At 59.7% G+C, this 20559-nt stretch carries 15 protein-coding genes and 2 pseudogenes; 5 read left to right on the top strand and 12 right to left on the bottom strand.

Annotated features, from left to right (window positions below):
* Both QLG03_RS04385 and QLG03_RS04380 read left to right on the top strand, forming a co-directional pair.
* On the top strand, positions 1-2691 hold the full coding sequence (locus QLG03_RS04385) for a response regulator (protein ID WP_255987353.1): 2691 nt from the start codon (positions 1-3) through the stop codon (positions 2689-2691).
* Positions 2681-4879 carry a glycoside hydrolase family 2 TIM barrel-domain containing protein gene (locus QLG03_RS04380; protein WP_044522487.1) on the top strand — a complete coding sequence of 733 codons (2199 nt, stop codon included), beginning with the start codon at positions 2681-2683 and terminating at the stop codon, positions 4877-4879. Before QLG03_RS04385 ends, QLG03_RS04380 begins: the two co-directional genes overlap by 11 nt.
* Positions 4880-4903: 24 nt before the next feature.
* On the opposite strand, the gene QLG03_RS04375 is transcribed toward QLG03_RS04380, so the two are convergent.
* The 5 genes and pseudogenes from QLG03_RS04375 to QLG03_RS04355 form a co-directional block, all read right to left on the bottom strand.
* On the bottom strand, positions 4904-5773 hold the full coding sequence (locus QLG03_RS04375; RefSeq protein ID WP_023289371.1) for an aldo/keto reductase: 870 nt from the start codon (positions 5771-5773) through the stop codon (positions 4904-4906).
* A gap of 77 nt (positions 5774-5850) precedes the next feature.
* Positions 5851-6807: pseudogene (locus QLG03_RS04370) on the bottom strand (MFS transporter); the annotation flags it as partial.
* Positions 6808-6894: 87 nt separating this feature from the next.
* Positions 6895-7905 (bottom strand): hypothetical protein, encoded by a 1011-nt coding sequence (locus QLG03_RS04365; RefSeq protein ID WP_227665980.1) that lies wholly within the window; start codon positions 7903-7905, stop codon positions 6895-6897.
* 415 nt (positions 7906-8320) lie between these two features.
* Positions 8321-9937: a peptide ABC transporter substrate-binding protein gene (locus QLG03_RS04360; protein ID WP_023289366.1), complete on the bottom strand. Its 1617-nt coding sequence runs from the start codon at positions 9935-9937 to the stop codon at positions 8321-8323.
* Positions 9934-10052: pseudogene (locus tag QLG03_RS04355) on the bottom strand (hypothetical protein). Before QLG03_RS04355 ends, QLG03_RS04360 begins: the two are co-directional and overlap by 4 nt.
* Positions 10053-10124: 72 nt before the next feature.
* On the opposite strand from QLG03_RS04355, the gene mpaA reads away from it, so the two are divergent.
* Positions 10125-10832 carry a murein tripeptide amidase MpaA gene (mpaA, locus tag QLG03_RS04350; RefSeq protein ID WP_032452569.1) on the top strand — a complete coding sequence of 236 codons (708 nt, stop codon included), beginning with the start codon at positions 10125-10127 and terminating at the stop codon, positions 10830-10832.
* Here mpaA and ycjG read toward each other — a convergent pair.
* Positions 10829-11794 carry an L-Ala-D/L-Glu epimerase gene (gene ycjG / locus QLG03_RS04345; protein ID WP_048297345.1) on the bottom strand — a complete coding sequence of 322 codons (966 nt, stop codon included), beginning with the start codon at positions 11792-11794 and terminating at the stop codon, positions 10829-10831. The genes mpaA and ycjG overlap by 4 nt on opposite strands.
* A 102-nt stretch (positions 11795-11896) precedes the next feature.
* Here ycjG and tpx point away from each other — a divergent pair, with 102 nt between their 5' ends.
* On the top strand, positions 11897-12403 hold the full coding sequence (tpx, locus tag QLG03_RS04340) for a thiol peroxidase (protein WP_008805229.1): 507 nt from the start codon (positions 11897-11899) through the stop codon (positions 12401-12403).
* Positions 12404-12473: 70 nt separating this feature from the next.
* Here the strand turns inward: tpx and QLG03_RS04335 are convergent, their stop codons facing one another.
* The 3 genes from QLG03_RS04335 to QLG03_RS04325 form a co-directional block, all read right to left on the bottom strand.
* Positions 12474-13526 carry an AbrB family transcriptional regulator gene (locus QLG03_RS04335; RefSeq protein WP_023289363.1) on the bottom strand — a complete coding sequence of 351 codons (1053 nt, stop codon included), beginning with the start codon at positions 13524-13526 and terminating at the stop codon, positions 12474-12476.
* Positions 13527-13627: 101 nt separating this feature from the next.
* The gene (gene tyrR / locus QLG03_RS04330) at positions 13628-15169 is read right to left on the bottom strand and encodes a transcriptional regulator TyrR (protein WP_023289362.1); all 1542 of its coding nucleotides are present in this window, start codon (positions 15167-15169) and stop codon (positions 13628-13630) included.
* A 172-nt stretch (positions 15170-15341) separates the two neighbouring features.
* Positions 15342-16655: a 6-phospho-beta-glucosidase gene (locus tag QLG03_RS04325; RefSeq protein ID WP_186977519.1), complete on the bottom strand. Its 1314-nt coding sequence runs from the start codon at positions 16653-16655 to the stop codon at positions 15342-15344.
* Positions 16656-16798: 143 nt separating this feature from the next.
* Here QLG03_RS04325 and QLG03_RS04320 point away from each other — a divergent pair, with 143 nt between their 5' ends.
* On the top strand, positions 16799-17668 hold the full coding sequence (locus tag QLG03_RS04320; protein WP_223825673.1) for a LysR substrate-binding domain-containing protein: 870 nt from the start codon (positions 16799-16801) through the stop codon (positions 17666-17668).
* A 99-nt stretch (positions 17669-17767) separates the two neighbouring features.
* On the opposite strand, the gene QLG03_RS04315 is transcribed toward QLG03_RS04320, so the two are convergent.
* From QLG03_RS04315 to pspD, 3 genes are all read right to left on the bottom strand, one after another.
* Positions 17768-18829: a YcjF family protein gene (locus QLG03_RS04315; RefSeq protein ID WP_023289359.1), complete on the bottom strand. Its 1062-nt coding sequence runs from the start codon at positions 18827-18829 to the stop codon at positions 17768-17770.
* Positions 18826-20223, bottom strand: a complete 1398-nt coding sequence (locus QLG03_RS04310; RefSeq protein WP_032452561.1) for a YcjX family protein — start codon at positions 20221-20223, stop codon at positions 18826-18828. The genes QLG03_RS04315 and QLG03_RS04310 overlap by 4 nt, the downstream gene beginning before the upstream one ends.
* Positions 20224-20325: 102 nt before the next feature.
* Positions 20326-20544 carry a phage shock protein PspD gene (pspD, locus tag QLG03_RS04305; protein WP_002901915.1) on the bottom strand — a complete coding sequence of 73 codons (219 nt, stop codon included), beginning with the start codon at positions 20542-20544 and terminating at the stop codon, positions 20326-20328.
* Positions 20545-20559: the final 15 nt, after the last annotated feature.

Genomic DNA, 20559 nt, shown 5'->3' with positions numbered 1-20559 from the left:
ATGCATGCCGCTAACCGTACCGACCTCAACCTCCTGCCCTCGGCGGTGATGATCTACGATGAGCGTGAACGACTGCAGGCCTGGAATGATAAGGTGGCGCTGTTTTATCCAACGATCGCGCCCTGGCTCGCCGTCGGCGCCTCTCTTGAGAGCCTGGCGGAGAAGTTTATCGATGCCGGATATAACATCGACCCAGGCCGGCAACAGACGCTGCGCGAGGCGATAATCCGCAACTGCCGCCAGACGAACCACTGCGAGGTCCGTCAGTCGGGCAACCGCCGGATTTACGTTCAGCATCAGCGGCTGGCGGATGGCGGGATTGTCAGCCTGCATACCGACATCACCGAGCTTGACGAGGCCCGACGCTCGCGTCACCAGCTTCACGACGACTTTTTATTCACCGCGGAGTCGATCCAGATCGGCATCTGGGACTGGCAGGTCTCCGGCGACAGCCTGCAGGTCAATGACACTCTGCTGGCGATGGTCGGCCAGTCACGGGCGCAGTGGCGCTTTCCACTGCGTTTTATGCTCAATCTGGTCCACGAGGACGATCGCGCCACCCTGCAACAGGCGATGATCGCCTCGCAAAACGAGCATATGCCGGTTTTTGAATGTGAACTTCGCGTCCAGCACCCCACGCAGGGCTGGCGCTGGATGCTGCTCTCGGGGCAGATCGTCACCCTCAATATGCAGCAGCAGGCAGAGCGGGTGATCGGCACCTTGCAGGATATTACCCGGCGCAAAGCCGCAGAGCTGCTGGCCATTGAGGCGGCGAAGGAAGCCCGCGAGGCGAACGAAGCGAAAAGCGCCTTCCTCGCCAATATGAGCCACGAAATCCGCACCCCGATGAACGGCATTCTCGGCATGACGCAGCTCTGCCTCGACACGCCGCTGACCGCGGAGCAGCGGGAGTACCTTTCGCTGGTGATGAGCTCAGCCCAGTCGCTGCTGCACATTATTAACGACATTCTTGATTTCTCACGCATTGAGTCGGGCAAGATGCAGGTGGACGAAGAGCCGCTGGAGATCCGCCCCTTTGTTCAGTCGCTGATCCGCCCGCATATGCCTGCCGCCAGCGAAAAGGGCATTGAGCTGCTGGTGGATATCTCCCCAGCGGTGCCCGAGGTGCTGATCGTCGATGGCCCCCGGCTGCGGCAAATCCTGACCAACCTGTTGGGTAATGCGCTGAAGTTCACGCATCAGGGGGAGGTTCTGCTGGCGATAGCGCCGGCCGGCGACGAAAACCGCTGGCGCTTTCGCATTCGCGATACCGGCATCGGCATCGCCCCGGAGAAGCAAAAGGCGATCTTCGAGGCTTTCAGCCAGGCCGATAGCTCCACCACCCGCCGCTACGGCGGCACCGGTCTGGGGTTAACCATTTCGGCCCGCCTGGTCAGCCTGATGGGCGGCGAGCTGACGGTGGAGAGCCAGCCCGGGGCGGGCAGCGAATTTGCCTTCACCCTGCCGCTGGCAGCGCTGCACGCCGCCGCCGACAGCGCCCCGCTGGGCCACTTTAACCACCAGCGGGTGCTGGTGGTTGACGACAACAGCACCAACCTGCGCCTGCTCGACGCCATGCTTCGCCAGATGGGGCTGATGCCAAGCTGCGTGGACAACGCCGGCGAGGCGCTACGCCGGGCCGCCGAAGGGCCGCCCTGGCCGCTGATCCTGCTGGACGCGCAGATGCCGGATATGGACGGCGTATCCCTGGCGCTGGAGCTTTCCGCCCTGCCCGAGGCCCGGCAAAGCCAGATTATTATGCTCAGCTCCATGAGCCGCCATTTTGACGCCAATATGCTCAAGCGCATCGGCATTGCTCACTATCTGCATAAACCGGTGGCGCAGCGCGAACTGCATCAGGTTATCGCCGGCATTCTGGTTCCCACGCCGGTGGTGGCGACAGCGCCAGCCCCCGTTGCGGAACCGGTCAGGGAGCAGGCCGGGCTGCATATTCTGCTGGCCGAGGACAATCTGGTTAATCAGAAGGTCGCCAGACGGCTGTTGGAACAGCTTGGCCACCGCTGCGAAGTGGTGAACAACGGCCGGGAGGCGCTGGCGCGCTGGCGCGCCGACTGCTGGGATCTCCTGCTGATCGATCTGCAAATGCCGGAGATGGACGGTGAAACCGCCATCCGCCTGCTGCGCGAAGAGACGCAGGCGCTCGGCCGGGAGCACCAGCCCGCGATGGCTATGACCGCCCACGCGATGCAGGGCGATAGAGAGCGCTGTCTGGCGATGGGCTTTGACGGCTATATCGCCAAACCGGTGAGCCAGGAGGCGCTACGGGAGGCCATCGCCCGCGTCGGCGCGGCGGAAGATAGCGGTCCGAAGGAAGAGGAAGGCCTGCCGGACGAGGCCCGCCTGCTGAAACAGTGCGCCGGCGATCCTGAGCTGGTCGAGGAGCTGCTGGGGCTCTTCGCTGCTGGGCTTGACGCTGCCGCCGCCGCCCTTACCCACGCCATTAACGCTAATGACCGGGAGACGTGGCGTCGCGCCGCCCACAAACTGCGCGGCGAGGCGGCCACCCTTGGCTTTCAGCGCCTTTCCGGGGTGCTCCAGCAACTGGAGAGCCAGGCAGCCTCGCCCGACCAGAGCGTGCCGGGCGACCTGCAAAACACGCTGGCCGAGGCGATCGCGGGTTGCCGCCTGTGGCTGCGCCGCAGAATGCAGGAGGCTCCCCGTGATCGCTAGACGTCTTCTGCTGCTGGTGGTTTGCCTGCCGCTGGCGCACGCCGGCTCAGCGCCGGTGACCTGGTCACTGGCCGGACAATGGCGGGTGCATGACGCCAACGACAGCGCCTTCGACGGCGCGCAGGCTTCGGATGGCGACTGGCGCACGCTGCGGGTACCGGCAAACTGGTACAGCGCCGGATACGATCATCAGGGCGCCCTGTGGTATCGCCATCAGTTTACCCTGCATGGCCTGACGCCGGACGCCATGGCCACCCTGGTGTTTGACGGCGTCGATTACTTTGCCGAGGTGGCGCTCAACGGCAAGACGCTGGCCCGGCACGAAGGGTATTTTCAGCGCTTCCCGGTGGACATCACCGGGGTCGTTCGCCGCCATAATCAGCTCGCCGTGCGGGTCGACAGCCCCTATGAAGACCCGCAAACGATCTGGCCGCTGCACAAAACGCTGATGAAAGGGATCCTGAACCAGCACGATACCCGCCCGGGCGGCGCCTGGTCGGTTCAGGGGCAGGATGCCAATTCCGGGGGGATCTGGGCGCCGGTGAAGCTCCATCTGAGCCGCGGCGTCACCCTCGACGAGGTGATCCTGCGTCCGGACTGGCGACAGGGGCTGGAGCAGCCCATTCTGCGTGCCGAAATCCGCTATCGCGCCGTGACCCCCGGCCCCGTCACGCTGCGCCTGACGGCCACCCCGGACAATTTTTCCGGCCCGCGTTTTCAACAGGCCTTCGCGGTCACCCTGGAGAACACCGCAGGCGTCCTGCGCGTCTCGCTGCCCATGCCCTCGGCAAAGCTCTGGTGGCCCGTGGGTGCTGGCAAACCTAACCTCTACCGGGTGCGCGCCACCCTCGCGGATAACCGGGGGATCATGGATTCCGCCGTCACCCGCACCGGATTACGTAAGGTGGAAGCGCTGGCGGACAATCAGGGCTGGCGCATCAATGACAAACGGCTGTTCATCAAGGGCAGCAACTATATTGGCTCGCCGTGGCTGAGCACCATGACGCGGAAAAAATATCGCCGGGATTTCAGGCTAGTCACGGCCATGAACGCCAACGCCATCCGCGTTCATGGCCACGTGGCGGGCCGTGCGCTGTATGAGGTGGCCGATGAGATGGGGCTGATGATCTGGCAGGATGTTCCGCTGCAGTGGGGTTATGATGACAGCGTCGCCTTTGCCGATAACGCGGTGCGCCAGACCCGGGCGATGATGGACCAGTTCGGTAATTCGCCGGCGATTATTGTCTGGGGCGGTCACAACGAGCCGCCGTGGAACTCGCCGTGGATGGAGAAACGCTTCCCCGACTGGCGTAAAACCTTAAACCAGACCCTGACGCAGCGGGTGGGCGATGCGCTGGCGGAAGATACCTCCCGCATCGTGCATCGCTTTTCCGCTGTTGAAGAGCACTACTGGGCGGGCTGGTATTTCGGCACCCTGCGCGACCTGCTCTCCCCGGCGAAAACCGGGATTATTTCCGAGTTTGGCGCCCAGGCGCTGCCCCGCCTCTCCACCCTGAAGACCATTATCCCGGCCCGTCTGCTGTGGCCGAAAACCACCGCCGCCGACGACCCCGGCTGGGTGCGATGGAAGTACCATAATTTTCAGCCTTTCCAGACCTTTAAATTTGCCGGTATTCCACGAGGCAACACTATTCAGGAGATGATTGAAAACACCCAGGCGTATCAGGCCAGGCTGGTGGCGCTGGCAGCGGAGAGCTATCGCCGCCAACGTTATCAGCCGGTGACCGCCCTGTTCCACTTTATGTTTGTCGAGACATGGCCCTCCATCAACTGGGGGGTGGTGGATTATCTGCGCCAGCCGAAGGCGGGTTACTATGCCCTGCAGCGCGCCTATCAGCCGATCCTGCCATCCATCGAGCCGGTGACCGCCAGCTGGCGTCAGGGCAGCCCGGCGACGGTGCGCCTGTGGGCGATTAACGATACCTGGACGACCTGCGAGGATTGTCGCCTGACCTGGCAGGTCAGGCAAAATGGCCAGATGCTCGCTCAGGGGGAAACCACCCGGACCCTGCCGCCGGACGCCGGCCAGATGATCAGGGAGCTGACCGTCACCCCCGCCGGCCCGCAGCCCGTGACGGTCGACTACCGCATCGACAACCGTCGCGGCACACGCGTGGGCGCTAACCAGCATACCGAACCCGTCGCCGCGGCGCAGGCAGCTAAATGAAGCAGGCTTCACGCTGAGCCACGATCAGTCGTGGATTTTCACCCCCAGACAGCCGCGAACGAATTCAGGGTTAAAGTGTTTCACTGCTTCGCCAACGTAACCTAAATCCAGATCGCTAATTTGCGCCATTTCGCGCGCGGTGAGCGAGAAATCCCAGATGGCAAAGTTCTCTTCAATACGCTCCTGGCGGGTGGATTTAGGAATGACCGTGACGCCTCGCTGCACGTTCCAGCGCAGGACCACCTGAGCAACGGTTTTTTGGTGGGCATCGGCAATCTCCTGCAGCATGGCCTCTTCATACGGATTATGTCTGCCACCGCCTAACGGCGCCCAGGCTTCCGGCTGAACGTGATAGTGCTTCATGGTTTCCAGCGCCGCGGGCTGGGCGAAATAAGGATGCAGTTCGACCTGATTCACCATCGGCCTGATTCTGACGGTTTCGCAGAAGTTAGCTAAAACATGGGCATAGAAATTGGACACACCGATCGCTTTCAGGGTACCGGCTTCATAAGCCTCCTCCAGCGCGCGCCAGGCGCTGAAATAATCGCCCATCGCCTGATGCAACAGATATAGATCGAAGTATTCCAGCCCGGATTTTTTTAAGGACGCGGCAATCCCGGCTTTCGCCATTCCGGCGTTGGCCATGTCCTGAACCCACAGTTTGGAGGTAATAAACAGCGCCTCGCGGGTACACAGACCTTCGGCGATGGCTTCGCGAACGGCTTCCCCCACCGCATCTTCATTATCGTAGACGGCGGCGGTATCGATGAGGCGGTAGCCGGTGCGAATGGCGTTCAGCACCGACCGCTTACACTCTGCTTTATCGGTCACCTTAAAAACGCCAAAACCCAGCATCGGCATTTTACGGTTGTTACTTAATACGCAATATTCCATGGTCAGCCCTCATCTTGTTTAACCATCATGGTAGGCCATAAACGTCGCCGTGATTACCCTGTCATTTGTGATTTGACTTATGCATCCAGCTCATTAATCGGCGTGCGCTGAGATGAGCTGATTTTGGCAGAGAGCAGAAAAGTCGCCCCTGCCGCCGCCAGCAGTAACAGACCGCTCAGTGCAAAATTGCTGCGCCATCCCAGGATATCAAACACCAGGCCGCCTGCCGTTGACCCGAGGGCAATCGATAGCTGGATCACGGCGACCATCAGACCACCGCCCGCCTCCGCATCCTCGGGCAGCGTCCGCGCAATCCACATCCACCAGCCGGTGGGCGCGGCCGTCGCCAGCAGGCCCCACAAGCTTAACAGTACGGCGACTGATCCCGGGTGGTATCCGGCCAGCAGAAGCGTTCCGGCAATCGCGGCCATGACCAAAGGGATAGCCACCAGCGTCGGATAAAACCGGGCGTTCAGAGCGCTTGAAATAAGCAGCGTGCCGACAAAACCGGCGGTACCCATCGCCAGCAATATCAGGGACAGACCAGAGGAACTGACTCGGGTCACGGTCTCCAGAAACGGTCGCACATAGGTAAATAAGGTAAACTGCCCCATAAAAAACAGCCCGCAGGCCAGCAATCCAAGGAATACCGTCGAGCGGCGGAACAAACCCAGCACGGTTCCCTGCGGCTGTGGTGCGCGCTGGCTTTTCATCGACGGCAGGCTAACGCATTGCCAGACGAAGGCCACCATCGCCAGCGGGACGAGACATAAAAAGGCGCCGCGCCAGCCGACGGTGGCCCCCAGGTAGCTGCCCAGCGGCGCTGCCACAACGGTGGCCAGCGCGTTGCCGCCGTTAAAGATGGCCAATGCGCGGGGGACCTGACGTTGCGGCACCAGGCGAATGGCCGTTGCGGCCGACATAGACCAGAAGCCGCCGATGACGATCCCAATGAGCGCCCTGCCCAGCATATAAACTGGATAGCTGGACGCCAGGGCAATCATCATTCCCGAGACCGCCATCAGCGCCGTGAGCGCTAACCTGGATCGTGTTTAGAACTGTGGCAAGATGTACCTCTATCCGCACTAAATCAAGACTCAATATTCGCAGCCTTACGTGAGTCAGCCTCCCTGTGGAACCGGCTTTTTTAATATATCGTTAGCATTTTCAATGGGAAAACGGATATATCCTTCTTTTTTTCCACATTTTACCACTTCCACATTAATTTTATTCCCTCTAATATAGATAACACGGTAACTATCAGATGTTTCAGCGAGATACCTCGCATCTTTCCCTAACTCTGGAATCGTCCAGTACTTATTATTGCATTGAAAAGAGCTCCTGGTATCATAAGAATAAATCTTTTTGGTCACAGCATTAAATAACCAACCTGCGCTACCCAAATAAGAAATATAACTAATGCTAAAAAAAACGCAAGATAAACAAAGTATCGAATAATGAATCATCGAAGGCACTTTAATTTTTCTTATCCTGAATAAATCTGTTGTACTTTCTAAAATCATCCCCCCCACGTGGGAAGTAATCAAAAAAAATGGAATGGCAAACAGAATCGAGAATGACCAACTAATATAAGGAACTTTAGCGATATCAACATCAAAAAACTCTTTAACAAAACCATTTGCAATCATCTTAGAAAAAAACAATATAATCGAGAACACAATAAAAAGGATTTTATTTATTATTTTGACTATCTTTTCTTTTACTCTTGACATACACAAAAAATAATAATTAACAAACAAGAAAGTAAAATAGCCTGTTGAAATGGCTAAGAGAGTAAGACCATAATTCAAATCACTCCCTGAAAATACTATTGAGCCTGATACAAAAAAAACCAGGATTAGTACCATCGAGTCTGTAATAATTCTTTTTAGCTTACCTCTTCGTCCGGGAAAGACACCTTTTATTTTCTTTTTCTCACTAGTTGCAAAGGTCGGAACAGAGTAGAAATTTATAATATATGTGGAAATTAATAACATACCAGTAAATGTTATGATGATGAATAGATCAGTTTCGGGATGCTTCCTGGCATAGATCAAACTAAACAGGATGGCCAGCAATAGATTAAAACCAATCACTAATAGCATAGGTATTGAGCGAAGTATGTTTGCCATCATTAATTTCCTTCTTTAACAAAGATTATTTCAGACAGTTATAACAGAAATAGTTTCCCCTCGTCTATTCTATGGTGCTACCGAACATACCGGACATATGAAATCAATGTACATTGTTAGTAATTCAGGATTACAGAAAACTGGTATTTTCACTTAAGTCGATCTTCGGTGCAACCAGTTACTGAACATATAATATGCAAAGGACAGCTTTTTTATATATTTCGAACATCGAATATTATTTAGTTCTGGTTCATCATTATAGGAAATGACGATATAAATTTTAAGTTCTGGCAAAGCTTAAAGCACCAAATTCTCAATTGGCTGATTAACTTATTAATAAATAACTGGCGCCGCAAGCCGCGCCAGTTCTGGGTTTATACGTGGTTACGTGGCGTAATCAGGAAACCAGTACCGATCAGTGCTTCACGATATACATGGTACGGCTATAGGCCACATCTTCCGGGTTGGTGATCGGGTAGCCTTTCAGCCACGGCTTAATCAGCCGACCGTTGGTGTACTGATAGATCGGCGCAATCGGCGCTTTGACCATAATGATCTTCTCCGCCGCGTTGTAATCGTCGTTACGCGCTTTGGCTGAGTTTTCCACCGCCGCCTGGGCGAGGATTTTGTCGTATGCCGGATCGTTAAAGCGGGAGATATTTCCGCTATGGGTGGAGGTCAGCAGCGACAGGAAGGTGGACGGCTCGTTGTAATCCCCTACCCACGAGGCGCGGATCACATCGAAATTGCCGGTGTTGCGGCTGTCGATATAGGTTTTCCACTCCTGATTCTGCAGCTTCACTTCCACGCCGAGGTTCTTCTTCCACATCGACGCCACCGCGATGGCAATCTTCTGGTGGTTCTCAGAGGTGTTATACAGCAGCGTCAGCTTCAGCGGGCGATTCGGGCCATAGCCGGCGGCAGCCAACAGGGCTTTCGCCTGAGCGTTAAGCTCGGCCTGACTCATGCTCTCAAACTGCGACGGCTGCGGCGTGAAGCCCGCCGTTACGTCCGGGGTAAAGCGCCAGGCCGGTTTTTCCCCGGTCCCCAGCACCTTCTCCGCCATCACCCGGCGATCGATGGTCATACTCAGCGCCAGTCGCACCCGCTCGTCCGCCGTCGGCCCTTTTTGGGTATTAAAGGCGTAATAGTAGGTGCCCAGCTGCGGCGGGGTATACACCTGCCCCGGAATATCCTTCAGCAGCTTCTGATACATATTTTTCGGGAAAGATTCGGTGATATCGATATCGCCGGCCAGATAGCGTTTGGTGGCGGCGGACTCCTGGTTGATCGGCACAAAGGTGACCTGCTGGATCACCGTTTTGGCGTTATCCCAGTAGTGGGTGTTGGGCACCACTACCAGCTTTTCATTCACGACGCGATCTTTCAGAACATAGGCGCCATTGCCCACCAGGCTGCCGGGCCGCGTCCAGTTTGCCCCGCTGTCGACGTTCGCCTTTTGTACCGGGTAGAAGGCAAAGCTGGCGGTCAGGTTGCTGAACCACGGCAGCGGCTTATCCAGCTGCACCCGCAGGGTGTGGGCGTCGACGGCGGTGACCCCCAGGGTCTCCGGCGCGGCTTTGCCGTCAATGATGTTCTGCGCGTTGGCGATCCCCGCCAGCGCGGCAAACCAGGCAAACGGCGAGGTGGTTTTCGGGTCCACCAGACGCCGCCAGCTATAGACGAAGTCCTCAGCGGTGACCGGCGTGCCGTCGGACCAGCGGGCATTATCGCGCAGGGTAAAGGTCCAGACGCGGTTATCGTTGCTCTGCCAGCGGGTCGCCACGCCCGGGATCAGGTTGCCTTTCGCATCCTGATTGACTAAACCTTCAAACAGATCGCGGATCACCTGGATTTCCGGCAGGCCCACCGCTTTAGCGGGATCTAACGAGGCGGGTTCATCTTTGATATGGCGCACTAACAGCTGGTTTTCCGCCAGTACCGTGCCCGGCGGTACGTCCGCCGCCCAGGCCAGAGAAGATACGCTGGCTAACCACAGCGCGCCGCATGTCAAAGCGACAGGATACTTCATAAGATCCCCTTTAAAATGAGAAAAAAACACCGCCAACAGAGCGATAATTATTTGTTTCATCACCTGAAATTGCAAACAACATATGATAGAAAATTGATGTGCCGTCGGATTTCACGCCTCAGGGAATGGGTTTGATTCCAACACGCTTTTCGCCAACACTACATAATAACGACACACAGGAAGCCCTATGTCTATTTCACGTCCTCGCCCGCAGCGCGGCGACTTTCCGCCGGGGACCCGGCAGTACGGCAGCTCGGAACTGGGCGCGCCGCTGCTGTGGTTTCCTGCGCCGATGGCCGACAGCCGCAGCGGCCTGATTATTGCCGGCACCCACGGCGATGAGAATTCGTCGATTGTGACCCTCTCCTGCGCCCTGCGCACCCTGAAGCCGGAGCTGCGCCGCCACCACGTGGTGCTGACGGTCAATCCTGACGGCTGTCAGCTCGGGCTGCGCGCCAACGCCCGCGGCGTTGACCTCAACCGTAACTTTCCGGCCGCTAACTGGAGACAAGGGGAAACGGTGTACCGCTGGAACAGCGCGGCGACGGAACGAGACGTGGTGTTATTGACCGGCGAACAGCCGGGCTCGGAGCGAGAGACCCAGGCCCTGTGTCAGTTGATCCATCAGATCCATCCGGCGTGGGTGGTCTCCTTTCACGATCCGCTGGCCTGCATCGAAGACCCGGGACACAGCCCGCTGGGACACTGGCTGGCCGACGCCTTCTCACTACCGCTGGTCGGCAGCGTGGGCTACGACACCCCAGGTTCCTTTGGCAGCTGGTGCGCTGATATCGGACTCCCCTGCATTACCGCTGAGTTCCCGCCGGTCTCCGCCGACGAGGCAACCGAGCGTTACCTGCCGGCGATGACCGACCTGCTGCGCTGGCAGGCTTAAAGATGAAGCACGCCGGTGCTGAACCGCAGCGCCGGCTCGACGTCCACCGCCAGCCATGTCGGGCCGTCGAGGTCGGCGAAGCGCGCCAGCGGCGCCAGGGGTAGCGCGGCGGCGATCCCGCGCGAGGTGCAGAGCATACAGCCCAGCATCCGTCCAAAGCCCTGTCGTTCTGCCTCCTCGGCGAGGGCCAGCGCTTCGGTCAGGCCGCCCGTTTTGTCCAGTTTGATATTGACCATCTCATAGCGTCCGCGCAGCCTGGGCAGGCTCTCCCGGGTATGGCAGCTCTCGTCGGCGCAAATCGGCAGCGGATGGACGAAATTTTCCAGCGCCGCATCGGCGTCGGCAGGGAGCGGCTGCTCAAGCATCGCCACGCCGAGGTCCGCCAGCAGCTGGCAGCGCGCCGCCAGCCCCTCGCTGTGCCAGGATTCATTGGCGTCGACAATCAGCGTAGCCTCCGGCGCCGCCTGACGGATAGCGATTAACCGCTCGCTGATCAGCCGGTCGTCGAGCTTCACCTTCAACAGCTGAGCGCCCTTCTGCCACAGCGCCGCGGCGCTGGCCGCCATCTGATCCGCCGTGCCAATGACCACCGTCTGGGCGGTGATCACCCGGTTTGGCAACGTCACCCCCAGCAGCTGGGGCAAGGTTTTGCCTTCGCGCCGCGCCTGCAGATCCCACAGGGCGCAGTCAATGGCATTGCGCGCGGCGCCTGCCGGCAGCAGCCGCTGCAGCTGTTCGCGGGTAAGTCCCGCCTCCAGCTGTTCGCCGATCGCCATCACCTGGGCCATGACCGAAGCGATGCTCTCGCCATAGCGGGGATACGGGGTGCATTCCCCCACCCCTTTCACACCGTCCTCTTCCAGTTCCACCACCACCACTTTTGCCTCGCTGCGGCTGCCGCGGGCGATCACAAAGGGGGTGTGGAGCGGCCAGGCTTCCTCATACACTCGCACGTTGCGCATTCCCTTGTCCTCTCTGGTAAATGTTAAATAGGGTTTGCCGTGTAGCTGGCGGATGTCATACACTACTCGCGACGTTAACTATATGTAAACAGGAAGATAACCATGTCACAAACCGTGCATTTCCAGGGCAACCCCGTTTCTGTTCAGGGCACCATTCCGCAGGCAGGCGCTAAAGCGCAGCCGTTTACGCTGGTCGCCAAAGATCTCTCTGACGTCGCGCTGAGCCAGTACGCCGGCAAACGTAAAGTACTGAATATTTTCCCGAGCATTGATACCGGCGTGTGCGCCGCATCAGTGCGTAAATTCAACCAGCTGGCCGCTGAACTGGACAACACCGTGGTGCTGTGCATTTCCGCTGACCTGCCGTTCGCCCAGTCCCGCTTCTGCGGCGCGGAAGGCCTGAGCAACGTGGTGACCCTTTCCACGCTGCGCGGCGCCTCGTTCCTCGCTGACTACGGCGTCGCCATCGCCGCCGGTCCGCTGGCGGGCCTGGCCGCTCGCGCGGTGGTCGTTATCGATGAAAACGATCAGGTTGTCTACAGCCAGCTGGTGAACGAAATCACCGAAGAGCCGGACTACGACGCCGCGCTGGCCGCCCTGAAAGCCTGATAACAGACTGCCCGGGGGCATCGCGCCTGCGGACATGCTATGTACTCAGCCCTCGCTCTGCGGGGGCTTTTTATTGCCGCGGCGCATAGCGGGAAATAGCCCGCGCCATCGCCGGGCCGGTCAGCAGGATGGTAAACAGCCGCAGCGTCTGAAGCGCCATAATAAACGACATATCCGCCCGGGTGCCGGCGGCGATAATCGCCACCGTGTCGAGTCCGCCAGGGCTGGTGGCCAGATAGGCGGTCATGAAATCCATCTGCAGAATGTGGGTCAGGCCGAGTGCCATCAGGGCGCACATCAGGATCAGCCCAAGAATGGAGGCGATAATCTGCGGCAGCGTCTTCAGGGCCAACAGAAACACCGCCTTGTTAAACTGCAGTCCCACCGTCCAGCCCAGCACCGCGTAGGCCATCGCCAGCAGCCACTCCGGCAGCTCCAGCATCACCCAGCCGCCCCCCTGGGCCAGCGCGCCGAGCAGCATCGGCAGCAGCATGGCGCCGGAAGGAATGCGCAGCCGCACGCCCAGCCAGCAGCCCGCCGCTGTCAGCAGCAGCGTTAAAGGGAAATGAAGGGTCAACGGTGGAAACCAGACGATAGCCTGGCTCATTGTTTGCGCCTCGTTGCCCAGGGCATAGCGCACCACCAGCGCCGCCGCGCCGACGACAAACAGCACTCGCAGATACTGCATCAGCGCCACCAGGCGTACATCAGCCCCGTACTCCTGAGCCATCACTACCATTGCCGACGCCCCGCCGGGAGAGCTTCCCCAGGCGCCGGTGGCGCCCGGCAGCGCGCTGTAGCGGACCAGCAGCCAGCCGGTGAGGCCGCTGATCGCCAGGGTCGTTAACAGGATCGCCAGCACCAGCGCCCAGTTGTTGAACAGCACGCCAAAAACGGAGGGGTTAATGGCGCGGGCGATCATACAGCCGACGATAGCCTGCGCCGCCAGATAACAGGCGCGGGGGATCCTCAGCTTCACCCCGCGCAGGCTCAAAATGAGACCGGCAATCAGCGGCCCCAGCAGCAGCGCTGCCGGCAGATGAATGCGTAACAGCAGCGAGGAAAAGAGAATTGAGAGCAGCAGCAATGTCAGCCATTGCCCGATCGCGCGACGCGACGCCAATATGCACCACCCCGGAAAAAGGATTAAAAAACCAGTATATACAGGTTTAGCCCGCTTTGCAGGCCGGGATACCGGCGACGAGCGTCGCCGGCGTTCAGCGATTATTCGTCGCCCTTTTTCTGACTCAAACCATATTCGCGCAGCTTATTGGCGATGGCGGTATGCGACACCCCCAGCCGCTTCGCCAGCTTACGGGTGCTGGGGTAGCTGCGATAGAGCTGGGTCAATACCGAGCGCTCAAAGCGGCGGGTAATATCGTCCAGCGATCCTTCCATGGCCTCCTCGCCCACCGGCAGCGAGGCGACGTCGTGGTCCGGCAGCAAAATATCCTGCGGACGCAGCTCGAATCCTTCCAGCTGGGTTAGCGCGCGATAAACGGCATTCTTCAGCTGGCGGACGTTGCCGGGCCAGCTGTAGCGGGTAAGCACCGTACTGAGATCGGCGGAGAGCTTCGGTCGGGGGATCCCCTGCTCATCGGCAAAGCGCGCCACGAACAGCTCGGTCAGCGGCATAATGTCCTGCGGGCAGTCGCGCAGCGGCGGCAGATACAGCGTCAGGACATTGAGGCGATAGTAAAGATCTTCCCGGAACAGCCCTTTCTGCACCAGCTCGACCAGGTTTTTCTGCGTCGCGCAGATCACCCGCACATCGACGTGCACTTCATGATCCTCGCCAACGCGGCGGAAGGTGCCGTCGTTGAGGAAGCGCAGCAGCTTGGTCTGCATTCGCGGCGACATCTCGCCAATTTCATCCAGCAGCACCGAGCCGCCGTTAGCTTGCTCGAAGAAGCCTTTTTTGCCCTGCAGCGCGTCACCGAACAGCTCGCTCTCAACGGCGTCCTCAGGAATGGAGCCGCAGTTGAGCGCCAGATAGGGTTTGCCCGCCCGCGGACTGGCCAGATGGCAGGCGTGCGCCAGCAGATCTTTACCCGTGCCGGTGTCGCCGACAATCAGCAGCGGCGCGCTGAGCATCGCCAGCTTACGCGCTTGCTCCACCACGTGGCGCATTTTCGGCCCCACCGCGAGGATCTGGCTGAAGGCGCTGGTGTCCTGGCTGGTCATGGTCTGCAGCTGGCGTCCCATGCGCACGGTTGAGCGCAGCATCGCCACCGCGCCGGTCAGCACTCGCTCGTTATGCTCCCCTTCCAGATAAACCGGGGTCACTTCCAGCAGGTAGTTCTGCCCATTCACCACCACATGCTCCGCCAGCGTCTCCTGCGGGCTGCTTTCCAGCCAGCGCTGGACGTTAAAATCGTCGATCAGTTGCGCCACCGGATGGTTGCGCAGCTTCGCCTGGCTTTGGCCAAACAGCAGGCAGCTGGCGGGGTTGGCCAGTTCGACCCTGCCTTTGGTATCCAGCGACAGCACCGGCTCCGGCATCGCCACCAGCAGCGCGCTCAGCGCCAGATGTTCACGCTCGGATGGCATCCACGGCACGGTGCGCACGTCTGTCACGCCGGCGATACGGCGGATCTCCGCCATCAGGCTGCTGAAGGTGGCGAACTCCAGTTCGGCAAAATTGAGGTAGATACGGCCAATAGGGTCAATATCGATACCACGCAGATCAATGCCGCGCAGCACCAGCAAATCGAGCAATTCACGAGTCAGACCGAGGCGGTCTTCACAAAAGACTTCAAGACGCATGGGAGTGTTCACCCTAAAAGTGCCAATGACCGGAGAATAATAGGCCAGGAATGGACTTTCGGGAAGCTAACTGTCAACAATTATTGACAGCATGGCGGAAAAATGGGCGTTGCGCCGTAAAGTCAGGCGGTCAGTGGTCAATTAACCGGCCGTCCGGCCGGTTAATTGGGGGTTAAGCATGGAAGGCAGGCAGCCACTGGCGGTTATGGCCGATCACGTCATCCAACGCTTGTTCGAGCTTCTCGCCGCTGACAATCAGCGGATTCAGCACCAGCGCGCGCCACGCCGTATGGCGGTTGCCGGTGATGGCGGCCTCGATGGTCAGCTGTTCGAAAGATTTCATCAGCTGCAGCAAACGCAGGGTATCGTCAGGGAACGGCGCCACGTTGAGGGGCAGCGGACCGGAAGCGGTGATCAGCGAGCTGACCTCCACCGCACAGTCATCCGGCAGGCCATTGATGGCGCCGTTGTTGCGCGTGTTGACGTGCATGATAATGCGCTTGTCGTTGTAGATGGCATTCATCAGCTCGCAGGCCGCCTCGGAATAGTACTGACCGCCACGGCCCTCCAGCGCCTTCGGTTTAACCGCGAGGTGCGGGTCGCTGTACTGTTCAAACAAGGTTTTTTCCAGTTGCTTAACCACTTCGCCACGGGTCCCTTCGCCGCCCGCCTCCGCCAGCTCCTGACGCAGCAGATCGTCCTTCATGTAGTAATAACGCAGATAGGCGCAGGGGATCATGCCTAAGCCCTGCAGGAGATGCGACGGCCAACGGAACGGCGGAATGTTGCGCGGCACCAGCGGATCCCGACCGGCATTGATCTCGGCGATGACCTCCGGCAGCCACTCTTTTCCTTTGTGCAGGATCTGGCGCACGAAGATAAAGTGGTTCAGACCGGCGACCTGCATCACTACCTCCTTTTCGTCAGCGCATTGCAGCAGGGTGGTCACCCCTTTTTGCATAATCACCGGCACATTACACAGGCCGACGGCTTTGATGCGACTGTGGCGCAGGATCGCTTCGGTCACCATCCCCGACGGGTTGGTAAAGTTCAGCAGCCAGGCGTCAGGGCAGAGTCGTTCCATATCGGCAGCAATCGCCAGGGCGATGGGAATGGTACGGCAGGCATTGGCGAAGCCCCCTAGGCCGTTGGTCTCCTGGCCGATCAGGCCATACTTGAGGGAAATACGTTCATCGCTGATGCGGGCGTCAAGGCAGCCGGCGCGAAACTGCGAGCAGACGAAATCGGCATCGCGCAGGGCGCTCTCCCGATCCAGGGTAGCCACCACCTCGATGATCAGCCCGGCTTTGGCGATCATTCGCCGCGCCAGTCCGGCGATGATCTCGACTTTCTCTCTGCCCTCTTCAATGTCCACCAACCATAGCGAAGCGACCGGCATCTCGTGATAGCGGTTAAGCAAACCTTCAATCAGTTCCGGGGTGTAGCTGGAGCCGCCGCCAATCACCACAATTTTGAGTCCTGACATGGTATACCTCGGTTTAGTTACGATATAACTATTTAAAACCGGCCAAACTGGCGTAACAAACGAATTAAATCGGTCTATGCATGAAGCAAATTAATGCATAAGGGAGACAACCTGTGCTTGAACAACAAAGCATCCTTGCGCTGCTGCAGACCTTTGAAGTGACCGCCCGCCATTTGAGTTTTACCCTCGCCGCGCATGAAATGAACCTGACCCAGGGGGCGGTCAGCCATCGGATCCGCAAGCTGGAGATGCATATCGGATTTCGCCTGTTTATTCGCATGACGCGTAAACTGGCACTGACGGAGGAAGGCAAACGCCTGCTGACGACGTTGAGCCATTCGCTGCGGGCGATTAACGATGAAATTGAGGATATTCGCGAACAGGATCTGCGCGGCACGCTGCATATTGGTATTGCGCCGACCCTGGCCCATCTTTGGCTGATGCCGCGTCTGCCCCGCTTCCAGGCCCAGTGGCCGGGACTAAATCTACAGTTTCGCGTCCGCGCCGGGGTGATGGATTTTAACGAGGAGCGGGTGGACCTCGCGATTTATTACGGCGCCACGCGCTATCCCGATCTTTATCAACAACGGTTGATGGCGGAAAGTTTGCTGCCGGTCTGCTCTCCGGAGTATCGCCGGCAGTATCGCCCGCTGAGCGGCGGTGACGCGGCGGCGATCGTCTGGATCCATGCCTGCGAATCCACCGACGTGCAGGATCAGTTTGCCGAATGGCGCCTGTGGTGCCAGCAAAGCGGACAGGCGTTACCCTTTGACGGCCGGTATTACGCGGTGAACAACCACTCGCTGGCCATTGAGATGGCGTTGAATGGACTCGGGGTCGTGATGGGGCGTAAAACGCTGATCCAGCCGCTGCTCGCCACCGGGAGACTGGTAGCCTTGTCCGAAGACGAGGCGGAATCTCCCTTTGGCTATGATCTGATTTGTCCGCAGGAGAACCGCTCGCGCCCGCGCTTTCGCGCCTTCAGCGAGTGGCTGGCGGCGGAATGCGTATGACCGGACATTGCCCGCGGCGCGGCAGGTGCGCAAGCCTGGACTCGACCTCGCAGGCCGGGCAAGGCCAAACCGCCGCCCGGCGATGTCTCTGAGCGGAGGTTACTTCTCCGGACTGGTTTTGCTTTTCTGCAGGGTCTCTTTCAGCTGGCCAATCAGCTCGCGACGAAAATCGCCGAGCCGCGGTTTATCATCGGCGATCCACGGCAGCGGGCGGCACAGCTCCATCGCCTTGATACCAAGGCGGGCGGTAAGCAGACCGGCGCCGATGCCCTGCGCGGCGCGCGCCGACAGCCGGGCCGCCAGATCCTGCGACATCCAGTCCATGCCCACCTCGCGCACCAGTTCGCTGGCGCCGGCGAAAGCGATATTCAGCAGCACCAGGCGAAACAGACGCAGGCGGCTGTAATACCCCAGCTCAATGCCGTACAGGGTGGCAATTCGGTTGATCAGCCGCAGATTGCGCCAGGCGATAAACGCCATATCCACCAGCGCCAGCGGACTGACGGCGATCATCAGCGTCGACTCCGCCGCCGAACGGCTGATTTCCCGCCGCGCCTGGGCATCGAGCACCGGCTGCACCAGCTGGGCATAGAGGCTGACCACTTCCCGGTCGCTTTGCGTTTCGTGGATGGCGGCATACCAGCGCTGCAGCGCCGGATGCGACTGATCCAGACCCGCCTGCTGCGCCAGCTTCTCACAAAAGGATTTCGCTTTGCCGACCGCGTGACTGTGCAGCATATCGCGGGCTTCATCGCGTTCGTGGGCGCGCTGGCGCAGTCGCCACAGGCGGCGCCACTCGGTGGCCACCGATCCGACGCCGGCGCCGACGATCAGCGCCCCGGCAGCGCAGCCGCCCAGCGCAATCCAGTCCTGCGTCTGCCAGGCGTTGGCGGTCCACTGTACCCCTTGCGCCACGACGCTGACGCCGAAGATCGCCAGGCCAGCGCTGACCATCCGCCGCCACAGACTGCGTTTCGGCCGCAGCACCGATTCCACCACCGCCTCTGCCGCCCCCTCTTCCTCTTCGCCGGTCACCAGAAGCGCCGGCGCGAAGTTGTCGGCTTCCCGTCGGTCGAAGGCGCGGGCGCTTTTCAGCGGCGGCGTTTTTTCCGCCTGCAGCGGGCCATCAAAATCAATCCGCGGTTTTAACGGTTCGCTCATCGCAGTTTATCTCCAATCAAAAATTCCAGCGCCGCGTCGAGGCGAATGTGCGGCAAGGGCCGATCGACATCCATGACCTGCGGACGAAAGTTTTCAAACTGAAATCCCTGCTGCTGCCAGAAGGCCTGCCCCGGCAGGCGCGCCGGCACCTCGCCGGGATAGATAGTCAACGGCTGGCCGTCGCTCAGCCGATTGCCGCGCAGGGCGGGGATTTTCTCGCCGTTCAGCTCAATCAGCCCGCTCTGGGTCGCCTGAATGGACGCCAGCCCCAGGCAATCCATACTGATCCCCTCGAAGGCGGCATTCTGCCACGCGTCCTGGATCAGCTGCTGCAGGAGCGACACCATATTGCTGTGCTGATCCACCGTGACGTGGTCGGCTTTGGTGGCGGCGAACAGCAGCTTGTCGATGACCGGCGAAAACAGCCGGCGGAACAGGGTGCGCTGCCCGTAATGGAAGCTTTGCATCAGCTGGGTCAGCGCCAGGCGCATATCGTTAAACGCCTGCGGCCCGCTGTTGAGCGGCTGCAGGCAGTCCACCAGCACAATCTGCCGGTCGAAGCGCAGGAAGTGCTCTTTGTAGAACCCCTTCACCACCTTTTCGCAGTAGTACTTGTAGCGTTCGCGCAGCATGCCGGCGTTGCTGTGTTTATCGGCCTGCGCCAGCTTGGCTTCGCCGACGGCATCGACGTCAGGCCATGGGAAAAACTGTAGCGCCGGCGCGCCGGCCATTTCGCCGGGCAGGACAAAGCGTCCGGGCTGGATAAAGTGCAGCCCTTCGCGCTTACAGGCGTGCAGATAATCCGTCCAGGCGGCGGCGATCTCGGCCAGCCGGGCCTCGTCGGCAGGGGCCAGCGGATCCAGCCCGGCGCACAACTGCCGCCAGCGGGTCGACCACTCCGCACGCTGTCCCTGCAGGAGTCCGGTCATCTGCCGCGACCAGCTCAGATAATCCTGCGCCAGCATCGGCAGATCGAGCAGCCACTCGCCCGGATAGTCGACGATCTCCAGATACAGCGTGGAGGTGTCTTTAAAATGGCGCAGCAGGGAGTCGTTGGAACGGTAGCGCAGCGCGAGACGGATCTCGCTAACGCCGCGCGTCGGGGTTGGCCACATGGGGGGCTGGCCGTACAGCTGGGCCAGCCCTTCATCGTAGGTGAATCGCGGAATGCCGAAGTCCCGCTGCGGTACGCGCTTGACGCCGAGCAGTCGCTCTTCGCGCGCAGCGCTCAGCAGCGGCAGGCGGGCGCCGGTGTGAATATTCAGCAGTTGGTTGACCAGCGCGGTGATAAACGCCGTTTTGCCGCTGCGGCTCAGGCCGGTCACCGCCAGCCGTAAATGCCGGTCAACCCCGCGGTTGACCAGCGCATTCAATTCAGTTTTCAGTCGCTTCATCGCCAGTCCGTTATGCCCTGAAGGTGTGTCTCGTCATCATAAGCTATCTGCCGGGGATAAGCAGGAGAACGTTAATCCTTTTGCGCCTTCCCCACGACGGCGTTATTTCATCCCGCGCGTGACGCGGTTTGCCAGCCGGCTGAGCAGCGGCTCCAGCGCCACCGCCAGCAGCATTTTCAGCGGCCGTCGCGCGACCGATTTGACCGCCCAGCCGGCAACGCCCGCCGGGCCATAACGCAGCGCGGTCAGCAGCGCCAGCTTACCGACGATTTTCAGGCCGGGCTTAACCTGCTGCCCGGCGCGTTGCCATTTGCTATTCATGCGTTGCCTCACTCG

It is taken from the genome of Klebsiella sp. V115_8, assembly GCF_029967715.1.
GTDB lineage: Bacteria > Pseudomonadota > Gammaproteobacteria > Enterobacterales > Enterobacteriaceae > Klebsiella > Klebsiella quasipneumoniae.
This window is presented reverse-complemented; position numbering and strand designations above follow the sequence as displayed.